This window comes from Nonomuraea roseola (genome assembly GCF_039535395.1).
In the GTDB taxonomy this organism is placed as follows: domain Bacteria; phylum Actinomycetota; class Actinomycetes; order Streptosporangiales; family Streptosporangiaceae; genus Nonomuraea; species Nonomuraea roseola.
Map to the genome: position 1 here is coordinate 2,257,632 of NZ_BAAAXC010000015.1, position 22,443 is coordinate 2,280,074.

The following is a 22,443-nucleotide window of genomic DNA, read 5'->3' on the forward strand; positions in this document are numbered from 1 at the left end:
CAGCATACGACGGTAACGCCGGCGGCGAAATGTAGGGAGAGGGCCTGTTTTATGGGGATGCGAGATCTGCTGCCCGAACCGTTAATCGAGGCGGGACGCGCCGGGTTCCGCCTGTACGGCATGGCCACCGCCGACCTCCGCCCAGACCCCGACTTCCTGCTGATCGGGGCGAAACGCGGCGGTTCGACTTCTTTCTACTATGCGCTGCTCGAGCACCCCCGCGTCGTTCCGCTCTTTCCCGCGGCGGGCCTGATCCCCAAGTCGAATCACACCAAGGGCGTGCATTTCTTCGACTCGAATTACAGTCGCGGGTTGCGGTGGTACCGCTCGCACCTGCCCAGCAGACTCACCCGCGCGAGAGCCGCCCGCAGGTCAGGCGGGCCCGTCGTCACAGGTGAGGGCTCGCCCTACTACCTGCACCACCCGCTGGCCGCCGAGCGGGCGGCGAAGGATCTCCCTGACGCGCGCATCCTCCTCATCCTGCGTGATCCCGTCGAGCGAACCTTCTCCCACTACCGGGAGCGGGTCCGCAGCGCGGCCGAGCCGCTCGACTTCGAGGCGGCGCTCGAGGCCGAGAAGCAGAGGACCGAGGGAGAGGAGGAGCGTCTCGTCACGGACCCCGCCTACTCCAGCTACGCGCACGAGCACCAGTCCTACGTCGCGCAGAGCGAGTACGCCCGCTGCCTGCGCCGCTGGTTCGAGCACTTCCCTCTCGCCCGGTTCCACATCCTGACCAGCGAGGAGTTCTACAAGGACCCGCAGAAGGCCTGCGACGGCGCCGCGGCCTTCCTCGGCCTGCCCTCCGCCCCTCTCCCCTCGGCTGGACGGGTGTGGAACCCCGCCCCCAAGTCGGACATGACAGATCAGGTGCGGGCCAGGCTGGCCGAGCACTTCGCTCCGCACAACGCCGAACTGGAACAGATGCTGGGCAGGACGTTCCCCGACTGGACCGCCCCCTGAGACCTCCGCCGTGCGAGCGGGTGCGGGCGGGAACGGCGCGCTAGCCGCCGAGCCTGTCGAGCGCCGCCAGCAGGCGGCGGGCAAGCCCTCTGTCGTCGGCCTGGCGGGCGATCACCACGGTCCGCCAGTAGTCGGCGGCCTCGAGATGATCCGTCGGAGTGACCGCTCCGCCGAAGACCGCGGCCCTGGTGGCCAGGTAGTAGACCTCGTCGGCACCGGGCGGACCATGGCGCGCGTCCTCCCAGTCGATCAGCCACGGCACCGGGCCCCTGGTCATCCGCAGGTTCCACGGGGTCAGGTCGCCGTGCATCGGCTCCCAGTGGGCGGCGACCCCCTCGGGACGCGGCAGTCCGGCCAGCAGGCTCGTGATCTGGGCCGCCACCTCGGCCGCGGGAACGTTCCTCGCGGGCCTGGAGGGGATCGGCTCCATCGGCGACATGACCAGCCAGGCCATGCCGTCCGCCGAGCCCGTGCCCATGAGCTCCGGCACGCGGAACCCCGGTCTTCGGCCTCCCGCCAGCATCTGCAGGACCTTGGCCTCGCGCTCGACCTCCCCTGCCCGCGCGCGTGCCTTGAGGAAGCCCACCGGCCGCCCCGACCTGAGCAGCAGGAGCGCCGCTCCCTCGCGGGAGGCCTGGGGCCGGTGGTAGACCGCGTAGCCGTCGAAGGGGCCGATCGACTCCTCCGCGCTCTTGAGCACCGGCCGCCACGGCTCGGCGTCCCACCACTCGCGGCGGCCGGGAAGGATCCACGGTCCCGCCAGGCGGGCGCCGGCGTGCAGGATCCGCTGCGCGGTCAGCGGCGTCGGTCTGGAGAAGGTCAGCAGTGACAGGCCAGCGGCGCAGGACCGCGCGTCGTCCACCGGGATCCAGACGTTGCTGCGGCCTGGTGGATAGCGGACGAACCTTCCGCTCATGCGCCCGCCTTCAGGTCATGGCAGAGCCGCTCGTAGCGCGCCGCGACGTCGTCCCATGTGTAGTGCGTCCTGGCACGTTCCCTTCCGCTGTCTCCTCGCTCGCGCGCGTGGGACGGCGACGCCTCGGCCGCCTCCACCGCCGCCGCCAGGTCGTCGGGGCCGGCGAAGAAGACGCCGCTGTCGCCCAGGACCTCGTGGTTGAAGACCACGTCGAACGCCACGACGGGGGCGCCCGCACCCATGGCGCGCAGGAGCGAAGGGTTGGTGCCGCCGACCGAGTGCCCGTGCAGATAGCTGGCGCATCCGGCGTACAGGGCGTCGAGCAGGTCCTGGTCCCAAACCCCGCCGACCAGCCTGACCCGCTCGTCCTTCTCGGCGAGCGCCGAGATGCGCCTGCTGTACTCCTCGGCGTAGGGCGCCGATCCCACGACCACCAGGGGCAGCTTGGCCGAACTCCTTGTGTAGCCTTCGACGATCAGATCGACGTGGTTCTCGGGCTCGAACCTCGCCACCACCAGGTGGAATTCGCCGACCTGGTATCCCTCGCGGGCTAACAGCCCGGCGTCGCAGTCGTCCTGGATGGGCGCCCCGTACGGGATCATGACGCTCGGCGCGCCGTAGCGGTCCCTGTAGTAGTGCTGGATGGCCACCGCGTCGGCGATGATCTGGCGAGACCAGCGCACGGCCAGCCGCTCGGCCGCGAGGTAGTAGCGCCGGCCTGTACCGTTCCATTTCGCGCGCTTCCACTCCAGCCCGTCCACATGCGTGGCGACCGGGATGCGCGCCAGCTTGATGAGAGGGAGCAGGGGCGCGTTCGCCGCGTTGAAGACCAGCGCCACGTCGGTTCGCCTGAACAGCAGGTGCGCGACCGACAGGGTGGTGTGGCTGAGGGTCTCCAGCGCCTTGTGCCGTACGGCGGGCAGGTGGACCAGCCGCATGCCCTTGTACTCACCCTGTGGGCTCTCCGCCCCTCGGCAGTACACCCGCACCTCATGACCTGCGGCGACCAGACGTGAGCCGATCTCCTCGATCGCGGTCTCGAACCCGCCGTACCGCGCGGGCACACCTCGGGTGCCAATCATGGCAATACGCATTGTTCCCCTTCATAAGCCATCGAGGATGACAAAATAGGCGTGCCAGCCTAAACACTAATCAAAGGCCGGGGACATCAAGAGCATGAAACGCGTGGTGTTGGCTCATCCGTCGCCGGATCTGTACGGCTCGGACCGCATGCTGCTGGAATCCGTTTGGGCGCTCGCAGGGCACGCGGAGGTCGTCGTCACGGTGCCCGCCGAGGGCCCTCTGTGCGACCGGCTCCGCGACGCGGGGGCCGAGGTGATCGTGCTCGACGTTCCGGTCCTGCGCAAGGCCTATCTGTCCCCGGCAGGGCTGATCAGGCTGGCGGCGCTCCTGGCCACGAGGATGCCCGCGATGGTGGCCTTCCTGCGAAGGAGAAGGCCCGACGTCCTGTACGTCAACACCCTCACCCTTCCCTGGTGGACAGCGGCGGGCAGGCTCGCGGGGCTGGCCCGGGTCGTCTGCCACGTCCATGAGGCGGAGGACCTGCTGCCGTCCCCCATGAGGCGGGCGCTGAGCCTGCCCACCCGGCTGGCCCACGTCACCATCGCCAACAGCGCGAGTTGCCGCGCGCGGATCGTGGCCGACGGAGCGCCGAGGGCCCGCACGGTCACCGTTCACAACGCCGTCGCCCCGCCCGCGTCCGCCCCGCTCGCCAGGGCGCCGCGCGGCGCGCTGGTCATGGTCGGCAGGCTGTCACCGCGCAAGGGCAGCGACGTCGCCGTGCGCGCCGCGGCCCTCCTGGCCCGGCGCGGTCGTGAGGTGTCGCTCGTGGTCGTGGGGGACGTCTTCCCCGGCTACGAATGGTTCGAGCGCGAACTGCGCGCGCAGGCGGGTCCTAACGTCGCCTTCGCCGGGTTCAGCGACTCCGTCGACGAGCACCTCGCCGAGGCCGACATCGTGCTCGTGCCTTCGCACGGCGAGTCCTTCGGCCTGGTGGCGGTCGAGGGCATGATGGCGGGCCGCCCGGTGGTGGCCTGCGATGTCCAGGGACTCAACGAGATCATCACGCACGGGGAGACAGGGCTGCTCGTCCCGCCGAAGGACGAGGCCGCCCTGGCGGACGCGGTCGAAACCCTGCTGAATGACTGGGCGCTGGCTCAGACAATAGCGGCAAAAGGCCAGTCTGAGGCATTATCTCGGTACAGCCTCGCTCGATACCAGGAGGAGGTCAGAACGGCCATTTTCGGTAACTTGCCTCGTGGTTAGAATCGCCCCTAGGCCGCTTCATTACGTGAAGATGGACGAGGGCGGGGAGAGCGGGCTTCGTGGTGACAGAGAGAAGCAACGAGGACCGCGAGGTCGGGCTCCTCGAAGCCTTATGGCGGTACAAGTGGTCTTCGCTCCTGCTCGTCGTGCTGGCGGGGTTGGCCGGGGGGCTGGCCACCGTCTACGTCTTCACCAGCGTCGAGGCGACCGCGAAGTTCGCCGTGACCGACCCCCGCAGCACCACCTTCCTCCGCCAGGGCGTCTCCTCTGACAGCAGCTACATCGCCTACACCAGCCAGCGCGCCGCCTTCACCGAATCAGCCGGTGTCCTCGACAAGGCCAGGCAGCTGCTCGCGACCGAGCAGGCCATGCAGATCGGGCTGGAGGACCTCAGGAAGGCCGTGGAGGCCAAGCCCGGCACCAACGGCGGCATCGTCGAGGTCACCGTCACCGCGAAGACCGACCGGTCCGCCGCCCAGATCGCCAACGCCGTGGTGGCCGCCTACCAGATGCTCACCGAGGCCGATGCCCAGCGCGAGCAGCAGAAGCTGCTCAAGAGCGTCCGCAGCACCCGCGCCCGGATCGAGACCGAGCTCAAACGCGCCCCCGCCAGGAGCACGACCGCCGTCACCCTGGGCGAGGCTCTCGTCCAGCTCCAGCTCAAGGAGGGCGACGCGGCCATCGACCTGGCGCAGTACGGCTCCGGAGTGCGCTTCGTCGACCAGGCCAACCCGCTCAGGGTCACGCCCAGCCAGGCGCCGAAGAACGCCGGCATCGGACTCGCGGTGGGCCTGCTTCTCGCCATCGTGATCGCCTTCCTGCGGGCCACCAATCCGATCGCGACCGCGCAGCGGGTGACCACGGGGACCGGCCAGCGCCAGCGCACCTCGAAGACACCCGCCGCCGCCACCCCGCCCCCTGCCCCCTCCCCCTCCTTGGACGAAGAGCAGGAGGACGACGTCACCGCCGTCTACGACAGGGACAAGCTGCTCGGCTACGTCGCCAGGAGCAAGCCGGGCGAGAACGGCGTGTCCGTCGACGCGGGGACCGGCTCCTCCAGCAGTCAGCACTGACCGTGGCGTCCCCGCACGCGGCGATGGCCCGCGTTCGCAGACTCGCCGCCTCCGCGGGCGGCTCGGTGGCCTCACAGGCCGTGACCGCGCTCGGCAGCCTCGTGCTGCAGCTGGTCGCGGTCCGCTTCATCGGGCCCGTCGCCCTCGGCGCCTTCGCGCTGCTGTCGGCGATCCTGGTGACCGCGACGACCGTCTACACCTCGTGGGTGGGCGACTCGCTCAACGTCCTGGACCGTTTCGATCCGGCGCTTCGCCCCGCCCTCGTCGCCTCCGCGCTGTTCTTCGCGACGGCCGGCTCGGCGGCCGGGGTGGCGCTCGCCCTCGTCCTGCGGCTCACGGGCCCCGCGGGGGTGGCGCTCTTCGCCGTGCTCATCACGCTGTGGCTGGCCCAGGAGACCTTCAGACGCGTGCTGCACGCCAGGCTCGAGTTCGGCGCGCTGCTGGCCAACGACCTGACGTACGTGATCACCACGCTGGTCTTCCTCGGCGGCCTTCGCCTGATCACGGGCGGGTTCGACCTGGACGGCATTCTCCTGGCCATGTGCGTCGGGTGCCTGGCCGCGCTCGCCGTCACCCTCCGGCGGCTTCCGCGACAGGAGTACGCGCTCGTGCGTCCCCGCATCGCCGGCATGCGGGAGCTCAGCGCGTTCGCCGCCTGGCGCTCCGCCCAGTCGAGCCTGCGCCCCCTGGCCCTGCTGGTGACCCGCGTCGCCATCGACGCCTTCGCCTCCAGGACGGTTCTCGCGGTCGTCGAGGCGGCCAGGCTGCTGATGACTCCCGCGCTCACGCTGATCTCCGGAGCGGGGGGATACCTGCTTCCCACGTTCGTCAGGCAACGCGACGCCGGGATCCCGATGCGCCCTCGTAACGCGCTCGTGGGCTCGATCGTCCTCGCGGGGGTCTCCTGCGCGTGCGGAGTGGCGGCGATCGCCACGCTCGGCTTCTTCGGTCCGCTGATCACCGGTGGCGCGTTCACCCTCGACGCCGTCAGCGTGGGGGGCTGGGCCGTCTACGCCGTGAGCTTCTCCGCCACCCTCCCGCTGGCCTCGATGGCGACCGCGTACAAGCAGTCACGGCTGGTGTTCCTGGTGCGAGGAGCCGAAACCGCGGTCGGCCTCGCGGCGGTCCTCATCCTGCTCGTCCTGCGCCCAGATCTGGCGGTGTTTGCCCCGTATTGCATCGGTCTCGGAGGTATGGTCTCGGGCTTGCTTCTATGGTGGCGACTGCGCATCATCCGCGACACGGTGCGCGCACGTCACACCGATCCCGAAAGAGGGACCCATGCGATCTAGCCTGCCTGCGAGGTCGGCGTTAGCGGCAGTCGTCGTGGCGGCACTCACCTCCGCCCCCGCGGTCGCCGAGAGCCGCCTCGACCCTTCGCCCACCGCCACCGCCGCGCCGTGGGCCAAGGAGTTCGCCTACGCCGACGACCGCATCACCGAATCGAGTGGCCTGTACGCCAGCCGCCTTCACGACGGCGTCGTCTGGACCCACAACGACGGCGCGGGGCCGCCCACGCTGTACGCGGTAGGGCCCGACGGCAGGACCAGGGCGGCGATCTCCATCAGGGGAGCCGAGGCGATCGACACCGAGGCCATGGGCGGCGCGGTGGACGTCCGCGGCAACTCCATGCTGTACCTGGCCGACATCGGCGACAACGAGGGCAGCAGGAGCGGCGGCGTCACCGTGCTCGCCGTACCCGAGCCGACGGTCCTCGCCGACGGCAGGGTGAGCGCCCAGCGCTACCAGCTGGTCTATCCCGACGGCGCGCACGACGCGGAGAGCATCCTGGTCCACCCGCAGACCGGGAACCTCTACCTCATCACCAAGGGCCCCTCGGGCGGTGCGATCTACGGCGCACCGTCCGCGCTGGTGCCCGATGTGAACAACCGGCTGGAATACCTCGGCCCCCTCCCGCACGTGGTCTCCGACGGGGCGCTCAACGCCGACGGCCTGATGTTCATCCGCGGCTACAACAAGATCCGGGTGTTCGCCGACATCACCGGCAAGCTGCTCGAGACCATCCCCGCCCCGCAGCAGCCGCAGGGCGAGTCTCTGGCGATCAGCGCGGACGGCAGGTCCCTGCTCGCCGGCAGCGAGGGCAGGGGCAGCTCCGTCTTCTCCCTGCCCCTGCCGGAGAACCTGGTCGCGACGCCCGCCAACACCCCTGGCCCCATGACGAGCGCCCCCGCCGCTCAGGAGAGTGAGTCCGGCGGGTCCGACCTGCCCCTCGCGTGGCTCGTCGGCGCGGGAGCGCTCCTGCTCCTGCTGGTGGGCGCGGGGGCGGCGAGCAGCGCGGTCCGCAGGCGACGGGAGCGGCATTCACCCCCCGCCGACGTCATTGCGCTTCCATCACAACGGGACAGATGAATAGCTGGCCACCGCATTTCCTCGCATAATTAGCGGCAACATGCCGCGTGGGGGAATCATGCACATCCGAACATTCCTCGGGGCTCTCTTACTCGCCACACCTGTCGTTCTGGTTTCGGCCTCGCCCGCCCGCGCGGCGGATTACGCCACCCAGCCGAGGAACAACTGGCTGCCGAACGCGAGAGTGTCCGCCATCGCGCACACCGGGGACCGGGTCGTGATCGCCGGCGATTTCACCAGCCTGCGCAACCCCGTGACCGGCGAATCCGTCGCCCGCGGCCGCCTCGCGATGTTCGACGCGGCCACCGGCGACCTCGTCAGGTCGTGGGCTCCCGCGGCGAACGGATCGGTCAGAGCGCTGGCGGTGGGCGGCGGCAGGGTCTTCGCAGGCGGCGACTTCACGACGGTGGCGGGCCAGAGCCGCGTCCGCCTCGTGGCGCTCGACCAGGCCTCGGGCGCGGTGATCGGCGGCTGGAACCCCGCCGCCAACGGCTCGGTGCGCGCGCTGGCCGTCATCGGCTCCACGCTCTACGCGGGCGGGCAGTTCACCTCCGTCGCAGGTCAGGCCCGCACCCGCCTGGCCGCCTTCGACGCGGCCGGCGGCGCCCTGCGCGCAGGCTGGGTCTCGGCGGCCAATGCCACCGTCTACACGCTCGCCGCCCGTCCTGACGGCGGGGCGCTCCTGGTGGGCGGGTTGTTCACCACTCTTGGCGGCACCACGCGCAACTACCTGGGCAGCATCGACGCCGCGTCCGGAGCCGTGACCGGCTGGCAGCCGCCGCCGGGTTGCATGGTCCCGAGCAACCAGTGCATCGTCACCGACCTGGCGGTCGAGGGCGACAGCGCCTACGCCTCCATCGCCGGTCCAGGGGGCAGGCTCGCCGCCTACCACCTCGGCACAGGCGCCCGCCGGTGGGAGCGGCTCGCCGACGGGGACGTGGAGTCCGTGGCCGTCCGTGACGGCCGGGTCTACGCGGGGGGACACTTCTGTCCCGACTTCTCCGGCTTCACGCGATGCGACTTCGCAGCCGTGGACGCCGCCACCGGCGCCGTCGATCCCGACTTCGCGCCCACGGCCAACGGGCAGATATTCGCCCTGGACGCGGGCCCTGACGCGCTGCGCACAGGTGGCGCGTACTCCCAGGTCAACGGTCAGTCGAGGCCCTACTACACCGAGTTCCCCCTGCGCCCGCCGAGCCCGGACATCACGCTGATCGCCCAGGGGTCGACGTGGCGCTACGACGACAGCGGCGCCGACCTGGGCACCGCCTGGTCGCAGCCCACGCACGACGACTCGGCGTGGCCGTCGGGCCCGGCCCAACTGGGCTTCGGCGACGGCGACGAGCGCCGCGTCCTGGCCGCGGGACGGACCACCTACTACTTCCGTCACACCTTCACGGTGCCCGACCCCGGGGCGCTGGAGGCGGTCACGCTGAGCGTCCTGCGCGACGACGGGGCCGTCGTCCACCTCAACGGACGGGAGGTGATGAGAAGCAACATGCCGGCCGGGACCATCACCTCCACCACACTGGCGCCCAGCACCGTCTCGGGCGACGCGGAGAACGTCTGGCAGACGCTGTCCATCGCGCCGGCGCTGCTGTCGGCGGGTCAGAACACGCTGGCCGTGGAAGTGCACCAGGCTCAGGTCGCCTCCAGCGACGTGAGCTTCGACCTGAGGCTCACCGCACGCTGAAAATGTCCACTTCTGGACAATTGAGAATGCATTCCGTGGTGTATCGTTTTATCGTTATTCGCGCCGAGCCGAGAGAAGTCATGCCCTCATCGCTCCCCCTTTCCCTGCGCATCCGCGTCAGGGCCCGAATAGCCCTGTCGCGATCCCTGCGCATATTTCCGGGAAGCGCCACACTCCGTGCCAGAAACGCGTTCGCGCGGTCACACGGAACCACCAGAGCGGTGCTCGGGCAGGTCGTCAGAGTTCTGCGCCACCGGCCGCTCGACTTTCTCACCGACTTCTCGCTGCCGGACAATCCAGAGGTCCGGCTGGTCTCCGTCGAGTCGCGGCTGGTCCGCCTGCTCTTCTGGTACGGCGAGCGCGGCTACGAGGGCATGGAGACCGAGTGCTGGCGGCGGTTGTGCGGCGGCGCGAGCAGCGTCCTCGAACTCGGCGCCAACATCGGCTACTACACCGTGCAGGGCGCGAGCGCGGCGCGTCCGGCCGCCTACGTGGCCGTCGAGGCCAATCCGGAGTCGGCCGCGATCGTCGAGCGCAACGTGGCGGCCAACTCCCTCGACAACGTCAAGGTCGTGCAGGCCGCCGTGGTCGACGACGACGCCCCTGACTCGCTCGAACTGGCCCTCCCCGACCAGGAGCAGTACGTGGCGCCCACCGGGGCCTACCTGGCGCAGGGCGGCGAGGGGATCACCGACAGGCCCGCCTCCCGCACGATCAGCGTGCCGACGGTCAGGATCACCGACCTGATCGGCGGCGTCGACCTGCTCAAGCTCGACATCGAGGGCTACGAGGCGAAGGTCCTGAGGGCCGCGTGGCCGCAGATCCTCGCAGGGCGCCCCACGATCGTGCTCGAGGTGCTCAGGAACGTTCCCGACCTGCGCCGGGTGCTCGTCGACCTGCGCGCCCACGACTGGGAGGTGTGGGCGATCGGCGAGGACGCCCTGCACCCCGTCACCGACGAGCAACTCGCAGCCGAGGCGCCCCTTCCCCGGTACGGCTCGCGCGACGTCGTCCTGATCCCCGCCGAGCGGGCCGCCGAACTCGTGGGCCGCCTCAGCGCTTGAGGTCCGGCCACGCCGCGTGCGCCGCCTCAGCCCTTGAGGCCCGGCCACGCCGCGTGCAGGGCCGCCCGCCAGTCCCGGGGCGCGGGCAGCCCGGCCGCCGCCCACCGGGCATGTCCCAGGACCCCGTAGGCGGGTCTGGGCGCCGGGCGGGGAAAGGCCGAGGTGGCCACGGGGATCACCCGGTCGGGGTCGGCGCCCAGGAGCGTGAAGACCTCGCGGGCGAGTCCGTGCCAGGTGGCCTGTCCCGCGTTCGTCCCGTGGTAGACGCCGGGAGGCGCCTCCGACCTGGCGAGCAGGAGGAGGTGCCTGGCGAGGTCGGCCGCCGAGGTCGGCTGCCCGTGCTGATCGTCGACCACCTGCACGGTCTCGCGTTCGGCGGCCAGCCGCGCCATGGTCTTGACGAAGTTGGCGCCGGACCTGCCGTACAGCCAGGCCGTTCTGACGATGTAGCCGCTGTCGGGCAGCAGGTCGAGCACCGCGCGTTCGCCTGAGAGCTTGGTGCGTCCGTAGGCGTTGAGCGGCGCGGTGGGCGCGTCCTCTGGGTAGGGCGTCGTCGCCGTCCCCGAGAAGACGTAGTCGGTGGACAGGTGGACGAGGCGGGCTCCCGCCTCGCGGCACGCGAGGGCGAGCGCACGCGGACCCGCCGCGTTGACCTGGTGGGCGCGCTCCTCCTGCGCCTCGGCGTCGTCCACAGCCGTCCACGCCGCGCAGTTGACCACCACGGACGGCTTCACCCTGGCCACCAGGTCGCGCACCGCGCGCTCGTCGGACAGGTCGAGGACGCGCCGTCCAGGGGGGACGACCCGCTCTCCCTCGGCTTCCAGCAGCGCCACGAGTTCGGAGCCCAGCTGGCCTGTGGACCCTGTCACCATCCAGGTGCTCATCCGCCCGCCCTGAGCGGCTTCCACCAGGAGGGATTGTCGGCGTACCAGCGGACCGTCTCGGCGATGCCCTCGTCGAAGCCGACGGCGGGCCGGTAGCCCATGGCCCGCAGTTTGCCGTCGTCCAGCGAGTAGCGGCGGTCGTGACCCTTGCGGTCCTCGACGTGCTCCACCCGCTCCCAGTCCGCTCCGCAGGCGCGCAGCAGGCGATCGGTGAGCTCCCTGTTGGTCAGCTCGGCCGTGCCCGCGATGTGGTAGACCTCGCCTGCCTCGCCCCGCTCGGCGACGAGCTGGATCCCCGCGCAGTGGTCGGCGACGTGGACCCAGTCGCGCACGTTCTGGCCGTCACCGTAGAGGGGGACGTTCCGCCCCTCCAGCAGGTTCGTCGTGAAGAGCGGGACGATCTTCTCCGGGTACTGGTAGGGGCCGTAGTTGTTGCCGCACCTCGTGACGCAGACCGGCAACCCGTGCGTGATGGCGTAGGCGCGGGCGATCAGGTCGCCGCCCGCCTTCGAGGCGGCGTACGGCGAGCGGGGCCGTACAGGCGCCTCCTCCGTCCAGGAACCCGTGTCGATCGAGCCGTAGACCTCGTCGGTCGAGACCTGCACGAACTTCCCTGTTCCGGCGTCGAGGCAGGCCTGCAGCAGTGTCTGCGTGCCCAGCACGTTCGTGCGCACGAACTCCGCCGCGCCCTCGATCGACCGGTCCACGTGGGATTCGGCGGCGAAGTTGATCACCAGGTCGTGCCCTGGAACGGTCCTCCCGAGCAGCTCCGCGTCGCAGATGTCGCCGTGGACGAAGCGGAAGCGGCCGGCCACCGCCTCCAGGTTGGCCAGGTTGCCCGCGTACGTGAGCCGGTCGAGAACGGTCACGTCGGCGCCCGCGAACGCGGGATAGCCGCCGGAGGCCAGCGTGCGGACGTAGTGCGACCCGATGAAGCCGGCGCCGCCGGTGACGAGAATCCTCATGAACTGATCTGCACCTTGCTGTGATCGCCGAGCACGAGCCGGTGTGCTCGGGGTGTGTGAGGGGCGGGGGTGACCTCGACGTCGTGCCCGATGAGTGAGGCCTCGATCCTCCGGACCCCCGAGATCGACGCGCGAGGCAGCACGATCGAGTACTCGATCTCGCTGTCGATGATCCTGCAGTCTTTCGCGATCGAGGTGAAGGGCCCGATGTAGGAGGCGCTCACCTCGGTGCCCGCGCCGATGATCGCGGGACCCACGATGCGTGACCCCCGCACCACCGCCCCCTTCTCGACCACGACCCGCCCGATCAGCTGGCTGGCCCCGTCGACGCTTCCCGACACCTCCGGCTCGAGCGACTCCAGGACCAGGCGGTTGACTTCGAGCATGTCGGTGACGTTACCCGTGTCCTTCCAGTATCCGGAGATGACCGTGGACTCGATCCGGTACTGCTCGTCGATCAGCCACTGGATGGCGTCGGTGATCTCCAGCTCCCCGCGCCACGACGGCTTCAGCTCTGTCACCGCTGTGTGGATCGCCGGGGTGAACAGGTAGACCCCGACCAGGGCCAGATCGCTCTTCGGCTTGCAGGGCTTCTCCTCGAGAGCGACGACCCGCCCGCCGTCGTCGAGTTCGGCGACCCCGAACTCCTGAGGGTTGGCCACCTGGGTGAGAAGGATCTGCGCCGCGGGACGCTCTGCCCTGAACGTGGACACCAGGTCGTTGATCCCGCCGACGATGAAGTTGTCGCCGAGGTACATGACGAAGTCGTCGTCCCCGAGGTAGTCCCGTGCGATGAGCACCGCGTGCGCGAGACCGAGCGGCGCGGCCTGACGGAGATAGGTCACCGCCAGGTCGAACCGGGTGCCGTCGCCGACCGCCGCCTCGATCTCGGCCTGCGTGTCGCCCACCACGATCCCGACCTCGGTGATGCCGGCGTCGGCGATCGCCTCCAGCGCGTAGTGGAGCACCGGCTTGTTGGCCACGGGGACCAGCTGCTTGGCGGACGTGTGCGTGATCGGACGTAACCGGGTGCCCGATCCCCCTGCGAGGACGAGTGCCTTCATCAGTACGCCCCCTCACCGCGGGTGACGGCGGGCCAGGTCTTCCACAGGATCTGGAGATCCAGGATCAGCGACCAGTTCTCCACGTAGCGCAGGTCGAGCCTGACCGACTCCTCCCAGCTGAGGTCGGATCGCCCATTCACCTGCCACAGGCCGGTGATGCCGGGCTTGACGAGCAGCCTGCGGCGAACGTCGTCGCCGTACTTGGCCACCTCCTCGGGTAAGGGAGGACGCGGCCCCACCAGGGACATGTCGCCGCGCATGACGTTGAACAGCTGAGGGAGCTCGTCGACGGAGCGACGCCGCAGCCAGGCCCCCACGGAGGTGATTCTTGGATCGTTCCTAATCTTGAAGAGCACGCCGTCACTCTCGTTGAGCTCACGCAGGTTGGTCTTGATCTGTTCGGCGTCGCTCACCATCGTCCTGAACTTGTAGACGGTGAACTCCTTGCCGTCCTTGCCGACCCTGGTCTGACGGAACAGCGCGGGCCCCGAGCTGTCCACCCTGATCACGGAGGCGACCAGCACGAAGACCGGCAGCAGGAGGAGAAGGGCCGAGGCGGCGAGCACCTTGTCGAAGACGCTCTTGACGATCTGCCGGCCGCCCTTGAGGTAGGGGTGATCGACGTGCAGCAACGGCAGGCCGGCGACAGGGCGGATGTTGATACGCGGCCCTGCCACCTCCATGAGGGCCGAGGCCACGTAGAGGTCGGTGTCACGTTCCTCCAGCCGCCATGCCAGCTGGCGCAGGGCGATGCCGTCGAACTCCGGGCAGGAGAGCACCGCCACCGTGTCCGCGCCCACCTCGGTCACCACGTCGGCGACGCGGGTGAAGTCACCCAGTACGGGAAAGCCGTCGAACTGGTGCGGCACATCGGGGTCGAGCAGGGAAGGCACGCAGGCGCCCACGATCCGCATTCCGTGGTAGCGCTCCCTGCTCAGCTGGCGGTGGAGCTCGATGACGGCCGTCCAGTGACCGACGACCAGGACGCTTCGCATGCACTCGCCCTCGTAGCGGCGCTGGTGCAGCCTCTTGCGCAGCCGGTAGCGGAAGAACAGGTTGGCCAGGGCGGCCAGGGGGAGGCCCGCCATGACGTAGCCCCTGGCGATCGGGGTCTGCGTGCCGTACGCGATGATCGCCACGAGCGAGGCGAGAGCGGCGGCGGCCTGGAAGACCCTTCGGTACTCGTCGGGCGCGTCACCCAGGTAGCGCTCGTCGTAGCCGCCTGCCGCCGCGATCACCACCGGCCAGCTCGCCACGAGTACTCCGGCCAGGCCTATCTCGATGGGTGTGAGCTGGCCCGTGAAGCTTCTGATCACCACCACCGTCGTCAGGCCGGCGAAGACGCAGGCGAGATCGCCCGCGATAGCGGTACGGACGTAGCGCCTGAACCATAACCGCCCCTCCTTCTGAGAGGTCGATAACGCTGCTCTCTGTACGGCTGTATCCATTGCCCCTCGCTGCACTAACCCGCCCCATGCACAACAGACGTGCCACTAGCCCCACTGGTTGACAGCCAAAGCCCCCAAATCGGGATCATCCTTAGAATCCAAGACGCCTGCCGTTCATCGGAAGTCAACTTGGATGTCCAGATCCGGCCACGCGGATTGATAGGAGTCGGTCTTGACAGGCCGCCGCCTCAGATGCCACGGCCATGGCCGGGAACTCGACGGCGCATCACCAGCACCACCGTGATCACGGGTATCGGCATTCCGGACTAAATTGCCGATCAACGCCTATGGCAAAGATCGCCCTTGACAGAAGGTCCGCGATCCAGATCAGCCGAGACGCGCTAGTCGTACTCCAGGTCCTGCAGCGCGGCGGGGGGCTCGGGGCTCCGCCACACCACCACGATCCGGTCAGCGATCGCCTCCGAGGCGACACGCAGCCGCTCGAGGTCGAAGTCGGGCAGGTAGCGCAGCCGCGCCAGGAAGGTGGCGTCCGTGGCGGACCGCGGCACGACGCAGCCTTCCCCATCGCGGTCGAGGAGAATGTAGAGAAGCTCGGATTCCGACTCGGTGACGACCCGCACCTCGACGACGTCTTCCCACGCCATCGCCTCGACGCTCCCGTCGGCGTAGTGGCGGGTCACACCCTCTTCGGTGACGTACACGTAGGAGTCCGGCACTGCGTTGCCGTGCATGGGCGCGATTCTTGCGAGTTCAGGGTGTTTCCCGCAAGGGACCTACACCGCAGAATGGCGGAAAGTACGGTGACATGCCCAGCGTCGCCCGGGATCCAGAACGGTTGAGCACTTTCATAGGCAGCAAACCACCTATATCGGTATGAAGGTGACATGAAGCTTCGCTTTAGCAGCGTGGCCTTGAGCTTGCTCGTCATATTGACGCCGTCGGGATTCTCCGGCACGTCAGCGGCGACGCTCTCTCCGGGGATTCAGCTCTTCGTGTCCGCTGCGGACGGAGACGACGGGAACGCGGGAACGGCCGAGAGCCCCCTGCGCACGGCGGCCGCCGCGGTCGGCCGTGCCAAGGCCGACGCGATGACGACGATCGTGCTCCGCGGAGGCGACTACCGCGAATCGCTCGGCGGCATCTCCAAGCCGGTGACGATCGAGGCGTATCCCGGCGAGGAGGTGTGGTTCAAGGGCAGCACGCTGGTCGAGTCCGGCACGTTCGTGGCCGACGGCCCCGCCTGGCGGTTGGACGGCTGGAACCCTGACATCTGCAGGCCTGGCGCGGACGGCAAGGCCTGCGTGTTCCCGCCCGACATCGTCCAGGGCAACGAGCTCGCGGGCGACCCCGCGATGGTCTTCTACAACGGCGCGCCGCTTCGCCAGGTGGCCGCCCACGACCAGCTCGGCGAGGACACCTTCCACTGGGACAGCGCCCGCGGCACGCTGTACGTCGGCAACGACCCCGCCGGGCAGGTGGTCGAGGTCTCGAGCAGGCGCTACGCGCTGCAGTTCCTGGCCGGAGCCGAGAACTCCGTCGTGCGCGGGATCGGCTTCGCGCAGTACGCCACGAGCCAGGACTACCGCAAGCAACCGGCCGTGGTCATCAGCCAGGCGGACGGCGTGGTTCTCGAGGACAACACCATCACGCTGAACGCCGCCGCCGGAGTGGTGGCGAACGCCTCGAACATGCGGATCACCGGTAACGAGATCTCGTTCAACGGCTCCAACGGCGTGCTCTCGTACAGGGCGGTGGGCCTGCGCTTCGAGAGCAACAAGATCGTCGGCAACAACCAGGAGCGGACGGGGCTTGAGTCGTCACGCAGCCTGGCGGGCGCCGGGATGAAGGCCACCTACCTGCGCAAGGCGATCATCAAGGACAACGTCTTCGAGGGCAACATCGGTACGGGTTTCTGGTGCGACCTGTCCTGCGAGGACGTCACGATCGTCGGCAACCTCGCCAAGGGCAACGCCAAACACGGCCTGTACTACGAGGTCTCCGCCCGCGGGCTCATCGCCTCCAACCTCATGACGGGCAACGGCCAGTCCGGCCTCAAGATCAGCGGCTCCAACCACGTGCGCGTGTACAACAACACCCTCGCAGGCAACGCGCAGACGCTCCTCGTCGCCGAGGATCCCAGGCCGAACACCGATCGCTGCGACGCCGACAACTGCCCCAGCGAGGAGGCCCTGGCCCGGGGCGTGACCTGGAACACCTCGGACGTGACGCTGATGAACAACATCTTCGCCGCCAGGGCGCAGGGCGCCGGCGTCATCGAGACCGTCGACGCCAACGGACAGGCGTCGGGCAGGCGGGTGGGCGCGAAGGGCATGATTCCCGGCACCCACATGGACCACAACGCCTATCACAGAGCCGGGCCCGCCAGCCCTCCCCACGTGGTCACGTGGGCGCAGCCGAGCGGCGGCGAGGTCGGCTACCCGACTCTCGCGGGCTTCAAGGCGACGGGGCACGAGAGGCACGGCCGCTATCTGGAGGGCGCCCAGCCGCTCTTCGCCGGCGCCGACGACTACCGAGTCCTCCAGGAGAGCCAGGCGGCGGAGAAGGGAGCCCCCCTGCCCGCCGACATCGCGGCCGCGCTCGAGGTGGAAGAGGGCACCCGACCTCCGCTCGGCGCGCTCCGCTGGCCCGACTCGGACTCCGGCGGCTCCGAACCCACGGCCACCGCCTCTCCCTCACCCTCCCCCACGCCGGCGGACAGGCAGGGGGTGCTCCGCAGGCCGGTCCACTTTCTGGTGCATTCATCGACAGGTCACGTCCTAATGACACTCGACGGGCGAGAGGCCGAGCGGGCCGCGTCCCGTGGCTACGACAGTCGCGGGGTGGGCTTCCTCGCCTCCTCGGGCCGAGCGCGGGCGCTGGCTCCCGTCCACCGCCTCCTCCACCCGACGACGGGCGACAGGCTCCTGCTCACGAGCGCGGCCGAGCGGGACACCGCGGTGACGCGATGGGGTTACACCGTCGAGGGCGTGGCCTTCTACGCCTCCGTGGCACCGACGGCGGGCCTCGTGGACATCCATCGCCTGCAGAAGGGCGCCTACCACCAGTACGTGATCGGCCCGGCTGCCAGGGACGCGGCGATCGCCGAGGGCTGGCGCTACGAGCACGTCGCCTTCTACGCCAGGCCGCCCGCCTAGTCGCCGGCCGTCGAGCCCCAGGAATGTCCGAGATGTTCGTGGACGGCGGCCTGGGCGTCTCCCGCGGCTATCGCGTCGAGCAGGGCGCGGTGCTCGGCGACCAGTTGGTCGCGGTCCTCGTAGACCCTGCGCAGCCGTACCAGGCCGAGTCTCGTCTCGGCCGCCAGCGCCCCGTACAGCCGCAGCAGCCTGGGGCTTCCCACCGCCTCCACCAGCGCCTGGTGCAGCGCCATGTGCTCGGCCACCACGTCCGACCAGGGGGCGTCGTCGGGCAGCGCGGACATCCGCTCCAGCGCCGCGTCGGCCTCCCGCACCCGCCTCCCGGCCAGCGACCTGGCCATCAACTGCTCCAGCGGCCTGCGGACGAACATGAGGTCGTCGAGGTCCGCCGTCGTCACCTCGGGGACGTACGCGCTGCGGTTGCGTTCGCGCCTGAGGAGGCCCTCGTGCACGAGGACGGCCAACGCCTCCCTGACCGTCGGCCGCGCGACGCCGTAGGCGGCGGCGATTTCCTGCTCGGGAAGCGACGTGCCCGGATCTATCTCACCCGACAGCACCCGCTGCCGCAGCGCGTCAGCGAGCGCGCTGACCGTCGACACCGGCCTCAACACTGATCTTCTTCCTCTCCGGTACGGCCACCGCCACGAGGCTGACCCCGAGCAGCACCAGCCCGCCGAACGACATAGGGGTCAGCGTCTCACGCAGGACGAGGAGTCCGAGCAGCGCGGCGACCGCGGGTTCGGCCAGGGCGAGGGTGGCGGCGGTGGCGACGGGGGTGGTGCGCAGGCCCCTGCCGTACAGGAAGTAGGCCAGGGCGGTGGTGCCGACGCCCAGGTAGAGGGCGGCGAGCAGGCCGCGCGGCTCGGCCAGCCAGCCGGGGCCTGTGAGGATCAGGACGGGGAGCATGATGACCGCGGCGCCGCCGAACATGATGCCCATGACGGCGTCGGAGGGAGCTCCGCCGTTGATCGCCTTCGCCGCGGTGACGGCGTAGAAGGCGTAGATGAGCCCGCCGAGCAGCGCCAGGAGCACGCCCACCAGCACCTCGTCACCCGCCTGCGCCTCGCCGCCGACGATCAGCGCGGCGCATCCCGCGATGGCCGCGGCCGTGGCGGCGGCCCATCGGGCGGAGAACTGCCTGGAGAGCAGTCCGGTGAAGACCGGGCCGCTGCCGATCGCCACCACCGTGCCGATGGCCACCCCCGTACGGCTGACCGCGGCGAAGAAGCAGAGCTGGTAGGCCGCGACGGCGACCGCCCCGAGCAGCAGGGCGGGCGTGACGCGGGTGCCCCTGGCCAGCAGAGCCAGCACGAGGCCGCCGATGACCAGGCGGGCGGCGGCCACGGAGACCGGATCGGCGGTGATCAGCAGGCCGGCCGTGCCCGCCGTGCCCCAGAGGACGGCGGCGGCGAGGACGTTCTTCATTCGGACATTGTCTGACAACTAGACAAGGTTCGCAAGTGAATTTGTCCGGGTACGCCGAATGAGGTGAATTTCAGGGGCATCGCAGCGGTCCTGTTGGTACTCGTCACGTTCATCGGGGGTTGTGGAGCCGCCGTCGTCCCGACGGCCATGCCCGTCAAGGCGCTCTCCTCGCTCCCGCCTGAAGCGGCCATGACCTGGAAGCTCATCCAGAACGACGGCCCCTTCCCCTACAGGAGGGACGGCGTGGTGTTCCAGAACCGGGAGCGGCTGCTGCCGCAGCAGAAGCGCGGCTATTACCACGAGTACACGGTGCCGACCCCCGGCTCGCGCGACAGGGGCGCGCGGCGGCTGGTCACAGGGGTTAGAGCGAACGAGCTCTACTACACCGCCGACCACTACCGCTCCTTCGTCTCCGTGGACGTGAAGCGATGAGGTTCGAGCACGAGATCGGCGGCGACGCGCTCGACACCTCCGACGCGGTGATGGCGGCGATCGCCTCCGCGCTGAAGTTCCCCTCCTACTTCGGGCACAACCTCGACGCGCTCTACGACTGCCTCACGGACCTGTCCTGGCTGCCCGCGGGCGAGCACGTGCTGATCTGGTCGAACCCCGCGCCGCTGCGCGCGGCCGATGCCACGGCCTACGACGCGATCGCGGCCGTGCTGACCGAGGCGGTCGCCGACGGCGCCGGCGGCGACGCCTACCTGTCGGTTCTTCTGCAGGCCGACTGAACCAGCAGCCTGCGCCTTGCCAGTGTGGTGGCCACGCAGTGCGCGCAGAACACGCCCTCGCGGCCCTCGCCGCAGGTGCAGAACCACGTCAGTGAGCCGTCGACCACACTGAGTTCCACGTGCGCCGCGCCGCCCGCCACCTCGGCGGTCACGACCGTCGGCGCGTAGCGCACGACCTGCACCGATTCCTCGAGTTCTTCCCCTCGCTCGACCACCTGTGGGTCGGCGAGCCACACCTGTGTCTCGGCAAGCTCCCCGATGAGCATTCTCACTCCCTTCTCGACGTAGGGAGTGCCCGCAGATACTGTCACCGACGGGTCAGAGGTTGCTACTGTTGGCCGCTTCCCGGAGGCGACGAGATGAGTGAAGACTGGTTAGTCCGGCCGTACATGATGACGCGCGGCCGTACTCGCCCGACGGGCGAGGATTTCGACCTGATCGCCATCGTGGCGGCGACAGGGGTGCCTTCGCCCAGCGCCGGTCTCACTCCTGAGTACCTCAGGGTGCTCGCCGCCTGCCGCAACCCCATATCCGTCGCCGAGGTGGCCTCCGCCACCGGGCTGTCGCTCGGCGTGGTCCGCGTGCTGCTCGGCGATCTGCGCGAAAGGCAGCTGGTCACCGTACGGCACGCGGCCGAGGACGTGGGCGTGCTGCGCGAGGTGCTGCACGGCCTCAGATCTCTGTGATCTCCTCGAGCAGCTGGTCGAGCAGCCGTCGGGCCGGCGAGACGACCTCGCCGACGTGCCCTTCGAGCAGCGCCAGCGCCTCGTGGATGCTGCCTGTGCTCTTCGTCGGTAACTCCACCAGCGCCCGTTCCTCGACCAGCGCCTCGCCGCTGACGTGGAAGAACGTCTCGGAGTGGGCGAAGGACACCGAGAATCGCACCGTCCGCCCGTCGGGCAGCGTGAACAGCACGCCCGTCGTCCATCCTGCGGGCTGGAAGTAGGTCAGCTGCTCGCGCCTGACGAACGGATGGCGCAGCTCGTCGAACATGGCCGCCGCCCTGCTCATGGCCGCCAGCAGCCCGGCCGCCGCGCGGCTCTCGCTGTCCACAGCCCGAGAGTAGAGGAGCGTGTCAGTCGGTGGCCAGCCGCGCGTGCCGTTCGACGTCGTAGCGTACGCCGTCGTAGACGAGCTTTCCCCTCTCGATCCCCTCAGCCACGAACCCCGCTCTGACCGCGACCCTGCAGGAGGCGGGGTTGTTGGTGCGGTGGCCGAGCTCCAGCCTGAAGAGCCCCCGCTCGGCGAAGGCCCACTCGGCCAGCAGGCCCGCGGCCCGCGCCGCCACCCCCCTGCCGCGCGCCTGCGCGGTGGTCCAGTAGGAGACCCAGCCGTTGCCGTGCCTGTCGATGCCGGTGACCGCGACGTTGCCCACGACGAGCCCGTCGAGCTCGACCGCGAAGGCGTGCCCCCTGTCCTGCCAGCCCTCGATCCAACGCACGGCGTCGTCGAGCGTGCGGATCGGCTCGCCGCTCTGCGCGCGCATGTCCTCGGACCTGAAGGCCTCGAGCACCATGTCCGCGTCGCCGGCCGTCCACTCCCGCAGTCTCACAGCGCGTACCTCCCGAGATCGACGGCGAGCAGGTCGGTGAGGAAGCGCGCGTGCCTGTCGAGGTGCCACTCGCCGTTGATCACCGTCCAGACGCCCCATTCCAGCATCATGTACAGCAGGGCCGTCGGCCACAGCTCCCGCTCCTTCTCGGTGAGCTCGACGTGCCGCAGGTAGCCGTCGCGGAAGCTCGCCCATTCGGCGGCGGTGAACATCCGCGCGGGCTCGCCGTCCAGGTCGTTGTGGAACAGCAACGCCGCCAGCGCGAGGTCGAGCAGGCGGGGGGCGCGCTCGCCGTTGTCCGGATCGACCAGCACGGGCCCTTCGCCCGTGTAGACCAGGTTGACCGCCTTGAAGTCCATGCTGACCTCGGCCACCGGCAGTCCGGCGTCGCGGATCGCGGGCAGTGTCGTGGTCATGAACGCCCGCAGCGGCTCGTCGAACCTGCTCGTGTACGGCGCGAGCCCGTCGACGTCCTCCTGCACGGAGGTCTCGTCGTGGTCGGGCCACCCGAAGTCCTCGAGCCCCTCCTTGGTGCCCGCCGCGTGCAGGCGGCCGAGCAGCTCACCCGCCGCGGCGACGTCCCGCTCCGACCCGTCGTAGGCGCGGCCCTCCACCCACGGGTAGGCCACCCAGTGATCGTCGCCGATCTCGTACGGCCCCGCCAGCGGCGTGACCACGGGCAGGCCGAGCTCCTTCAGCCTGCGCACCCACCGGCCCATCGCCTCGGCGTCATGGGTCCGTTTCACCGCCACGCGCACGCCGTCGATCCACCCGGTGAAGACCGGCGCGTACGGGTAGATCGACTCCTGCGAGGGGAGGCCGAACCGCTCGAACACCTCAGTGTGGTCAGCTGTCACGCCGCCCGACCCTAGCGGCCCGTTGTGTCCTTGAGCATC

24 protein-coding genes are annotated in these 22,443 nt (G+C 69.8%); 11 read left to right on the top strand and 13 right to left on the bottom strand.

Annotation, left to right across the window (positions count from 1 at the left end; genetic code table 11):
* Nucleotides 1-57 precede the first annotated feature (57 nt).
* On the top strand, nucleotides 58-960 hold the full coding sequence (locus tag ABFX55_RS33805) for a sulfotransferase domain-containing protein (RefSeq protein WP_346126711.1): 903 nt from the start codon (nucleotides 58-60) through the stop codon (nucleotides 958-960).
* 40 nt (nucleotides 961-1,000) lie between these two features.
* Here ABFX55_RS33805 and ABFX55_RS33810 read toward each other — a convergent pair whose 3' ends face one another.
* Together ABFX55_RS33810 and ABFX55_RS33815 are read right to left on the bottom strand one after the other, a co-directional pair.
* Nucleotides 1,001-1,876 carry a phosphotransferase gene (locus ABFX55_RS33810; RefSeq protein WP_346126713.1) on the bottom strand — a complete coding sequence of 292 codons (876 nt, stop codon included), beginning with the start codon at nucleotides 1,874-1,876 and terminating at the stop codon, nucleotides 1,001-1,003.
* Entirely contained in the window at nucleotides 1,873-2,958 is a 1,086-nt protein-coding gene (locus ABFX55_RS33815) for a DUF1972 domain-containing protein (RefSeq protein ID WP_346126715.1), read from the bottom strand. Before ABFX55_RS33815 ends, ABFX55_RS33810 begins: the two co-directional genes overlap by 4 nt.
* A 94-nt stretch (nucleotides 2,959-3,052) precedes the next feature.
* Here ABFX55_RS33815 and ABFX55_RS33820 point away from each other — a divergent pair, with 94 nt between their 5' ends.
* The 6 genes from ABFX55_RS33820 (at nucleotide 3,053) to ABFX55_RS33845 (ending at nucleotide 10,362) form a co-directional block, all read left to right on the top strand.
* Entirely contained in the window at nucleotides 3,053-4,162 is a 1,110-nt protein-coding gene (locus tag ABFX55_RS33820; RefSeq protein ID WP_346126717.1) for a glycosyltransferase family 4 protein, read from the top strand.
* A 59-nt stretch (nucleotides 4,163-4,221) separates the two neighbouring features.
* Entirely contained in the window at nucleotides 4,222-5,235 is a 1,014-nt protein-coding gene (locus ABFX55_RS33825) for a hypothetical protein (RefSeq protein WP_346126718.1), read from the top strand.
* 2 nt (nucleotides 5,236-5,237) lie between these two features.
* Complete coding sequence (locus tag ABFX55_RS33830; RefSeq protein ID WP_346126719.1) at nucleotides 5,238-6,527, top strand: MATE family efflux transporter; 1,290 nt, start codon at nucleotides 5,238-5,240, stop codon at nucleotides 6,525-6,527.
* Nucleotides 6,517-7,605 (top strand): hypothetical protein, encoded by a 1,089-nt coding sequence (locus ABFX55_RS33835; RefSeq protein ID WP_346126721.1) that lies wholly within the window; start codon nucleotides 6,517-6,519, stop codon nucleotides 7,603-7,605. The genes ABFX55_RS33830 and ABFX55_RS33835 overlap by 11 nt, the downstream gene beginning before the upstream one ends.
* A gap of 58 nt (nucleotides 7,606-7,663) precedes the next feature.
* On the top strand, nucleotides 7,664-9,298 hold the full coding sequence (locus tag ABFX55_RS33840; RefSeq protein ID WP_346126723.1) for a hypothetical protein: 1,635 nt from the start codon (nucleotides 7,664-7,666) through the stop codon (nucleotides 9,296-9,298).
* A 221-nt stretch (nucleotides 9,299-9,519) separates the two neighbouring features.
* Nucleotides 9,520-10,362, top strand: a complete 843-nt coding sequence (locus tag ABFX55_RS33845) for an FkbM family methyltransferase (RefSeq protein WP_346126724.1) — start codon at nucleotides 9,520-9,522, stop codon at nucleotides 10,360-10,362.
* A 26-nt stretch (nucleotides 10,363-10,388) separates the two neighbouring features.
* Here the strand turns inward: ABFX55_RS33845 and rfbD are convergent, their stop codons facing one another.
* The 5 genes from rfbD to ABFX55_RS33870 form a co-directional block, all read right to left on the bottom strand.
* On the bottom strand, nucleotides 10,389-11,246 hold the full coding sequence (gene rfbD / locus ABFX55_RS33850; protein ID WP_346126726.1) for a dTDP-4-dehydrorhamnose reductase: 858 nt from the start codon (nucleotides 11,244-11,246) through the stop codon (nucleotides 10,389-10,391).
* A complete protein-coding gene (gene rfbB / locus ABFX55_RS33855; protein WP_346126728.1) occupies nucleotides 11,243-12,211 on the bottom strand; it encodes a dTDP-glucose 4,6-dehydratase in 969 nt (322 codons plus the stop codon). The genes rfbD and rfbB overlap by 4 nt, the downstream gene beginning before the upstream one ends.
* A complete protein-coding gene (locus ABFX55_RS33860; protein WP_346126730.1) occupies nucleotides 12,208-13,275 on the bottom strand; it encodes a glucose-1-phosphate thymidylyltransferase in 1,068 nt (355 codons plus the stop codon). Before ABFX55_RS33860 ends, rfbB begins: the two co-directional genes overlap by 4 nt.
* Nucleotides 13,275-14,723: a sugar transferase gene (locus ABFX55_RS33865; protein ID WP_346126732.1), complete on the bottom strand. Its 1,449-nt coding sequence runs from the start codon at nucleotides 14,721-14,723 to the stop codon at nucleotides 13,275-13,277. Before ABFX55_RS33865 ends, ABFX55_RS33860 begins: the two co-directional genes overlap by 1 nt.
* Before the next feature lie 341 nt (nucleotides 14,724-15,064).
* Nucleotides 15,065-15,415, bottom strand: a complete 351-nt coding sequence (locus ABFX55_RS33870; protein ID WP_346126734.1) for a hypothetical protein — start codon at nucleotides 15,413-15,415, stop codon at nucleotides 15,065-15,067.
* Between the two features lie 261 nt (nucleotides 15,416-15,676).
* On the opposite strand from ABFX55_RS33870, the gene ABFX55_RS33875 reads away from it, so the two are divergent.
* Nucleotides 15,677-17,839: a right-handed parallel beta-helix repeat-containing protein gene (locus ABFX55_RS33875; protein WP_346126735.1), complete on the top strand. Its 2,163-nt coding sequence runs from the start codon at nucleotides 15,677-15,679 to the stop codon at nucleotides 17,837-17,839.
* Here ABFX55_RS33875 and ABFX55_RS33880 read toward each other — a convergent pair.
* Together ABFX55_RS33880 and ABFX55_RS33885 are read right to left on the bottom strand one after the other, a co-directional pair.
* Nucleotides 17,836-18,438: a GntR family transcriptional regulator gene (locus ABFX55_RS33880; RefSeq protein WP_346126737.1), complete on the bottom strand. Its 603-nt coding sequence runs from the start codon at nucleotides 18,436-18,438 to the stop codon at nucleotides 17,836-17,838. The genes ABFX55_RS33875 and ABFX55_RS33880 overlap by 4 nt on opposite strands.
* Nucleotides 18,413-19,264, bottom strand: a complete 852-nt coding sequence (locus ABFX55_RS33885) for a DMT family transporter (RefSeq protein ID WP_346126738.1) — start codon at nucleotides 19,262-19,264, stop codon at nucleotides 18,413-18,415. Before ABFX55_RS33885 ends, ABFX55_RS33880 begins: the two co-directional genes overlap by 26 nt.
* 63 nt (nucleotides 19,265-19,327) lie before the next feature.
* On the opposite strand from ABFX55_RS33885, the gene ABFX55_RS33890 reads away from it, so the two are divergent.
* Both ABFX55_RS33890 and ABFX55_RS33895 read left to right on the top strand, forming a co-directional pair.
* Nucleotides 19,328-19,696, top strand: a complete 369-nt coding sequence (locus tag ABFX55_RS33890; RefSeq protein WP_346126740.1) for a guanyl-specific ribonuclease — start codon at nucleotides 19,328-19,330, stop codon at nucleotides 19,694-19,696.
* A complete protein-coding gene (locus tag ABFX55_RS33895; RefSeq protein ID WP_346126741.1) occupies nucleotides 19,693-19,995 on the top strand; it encodes a barstar family protein in 303 nt (100 codons plus the stop codon). Before ABFX55_RS33890 ends, ABFX55_RS33895 begins: the two co-directional genes overlap by 4 nt.
* On the opposite strand, the gene ABFX55_RS33900 is transcribed toward ABFX55_RS33895, so the two are convergent.
* Nucleotides 19,965-20,261, bottom strand: a complete 297-nt coding sequence (locus ABFX55_RS33900; protein ID WP_346126743.1) for a hypothetical protein — start codon at nucleotides 20,259-20,261, stop codon at nucleotides 19,965-19,967. The two genes, ABFX55_RS33895 and ABFX55_RS33900, sit on opposite strands and share 31 nt — an antisense overlap.
* A 93-nt stretch (nucleotides 20,262-20,354) precedes the next feature.
* Here ABFX55_RS33900 and ABFX55_RS33905 point away from each other — a divergent pair, with 93 nt between their 5' ends.
* The gene (locus ABFX55_RS33905) at nucleotides 20,355-20,681 is read left to right on the top strand and encodes a DUF742 domain-containing protein (RefSeq protein WP_183651901.1); all 327 of its coding nucleotides are present in this window, start codon (nucleotides 20,355-20,357) and stop codon (nucleotides 20,679-20,681) included.
* Here the strand turns inward: ABFX55_RS33905 and ABFX55_RS33910 are convergent.
* Genes ABFX55_RS33910 through ABFX55_RS33920 form a run of 3 tightly spaced genes read right to left on the bottom strand, consistent with a single transcriptional unit; the run spans nucleotide 20,668 to nucleotide 22,404 of the window.
* Nucleotides 20,668-21,048, bottom strand: a complete 381-nt coding sequence (locus tag ABFX55_RS33910; protein ID WP_346126745.1) for a hypothetical protein — start codon at nucleotides 21,046-21,048, stop codon at nucleotides 20,668-20,670. The genes ABFX55_RS33905 and ABFX55_RS33910 overlap by 14 nt on opposite strands.
* A 22-nt stretch (nucleotides 21,049-21,070) precedes the next feature.
* The gene (locus ABFX55_RS33915; protein ID WP_346126746.1) at nucleotides 21,071-21,547 is read right to left on the bottom strand and encodes a GNAT family N-acetyltransferase; all 477 of its coding nucleotides are present in this window, start codon (nucleotides 21,545-21,547) and stop codon (nucleotides 21,071-21,073) included.
* Entirely contained in the window at nucleotides 21,544-22,404 is an 861-nt protein-coding gene (locus tag ABFX55_RS33920; RefSeq protein WP_346126748.1) for a phosphotransferase, read from the bottom strand. Before ABFX55_RS33920 ends, ABFX55_RS33915 begins: the two co-directional genes overlap by 4 nt.
* Between the last annotated feature and the right edge of the window lie 39 nt (nucleotides 22,405-22,443).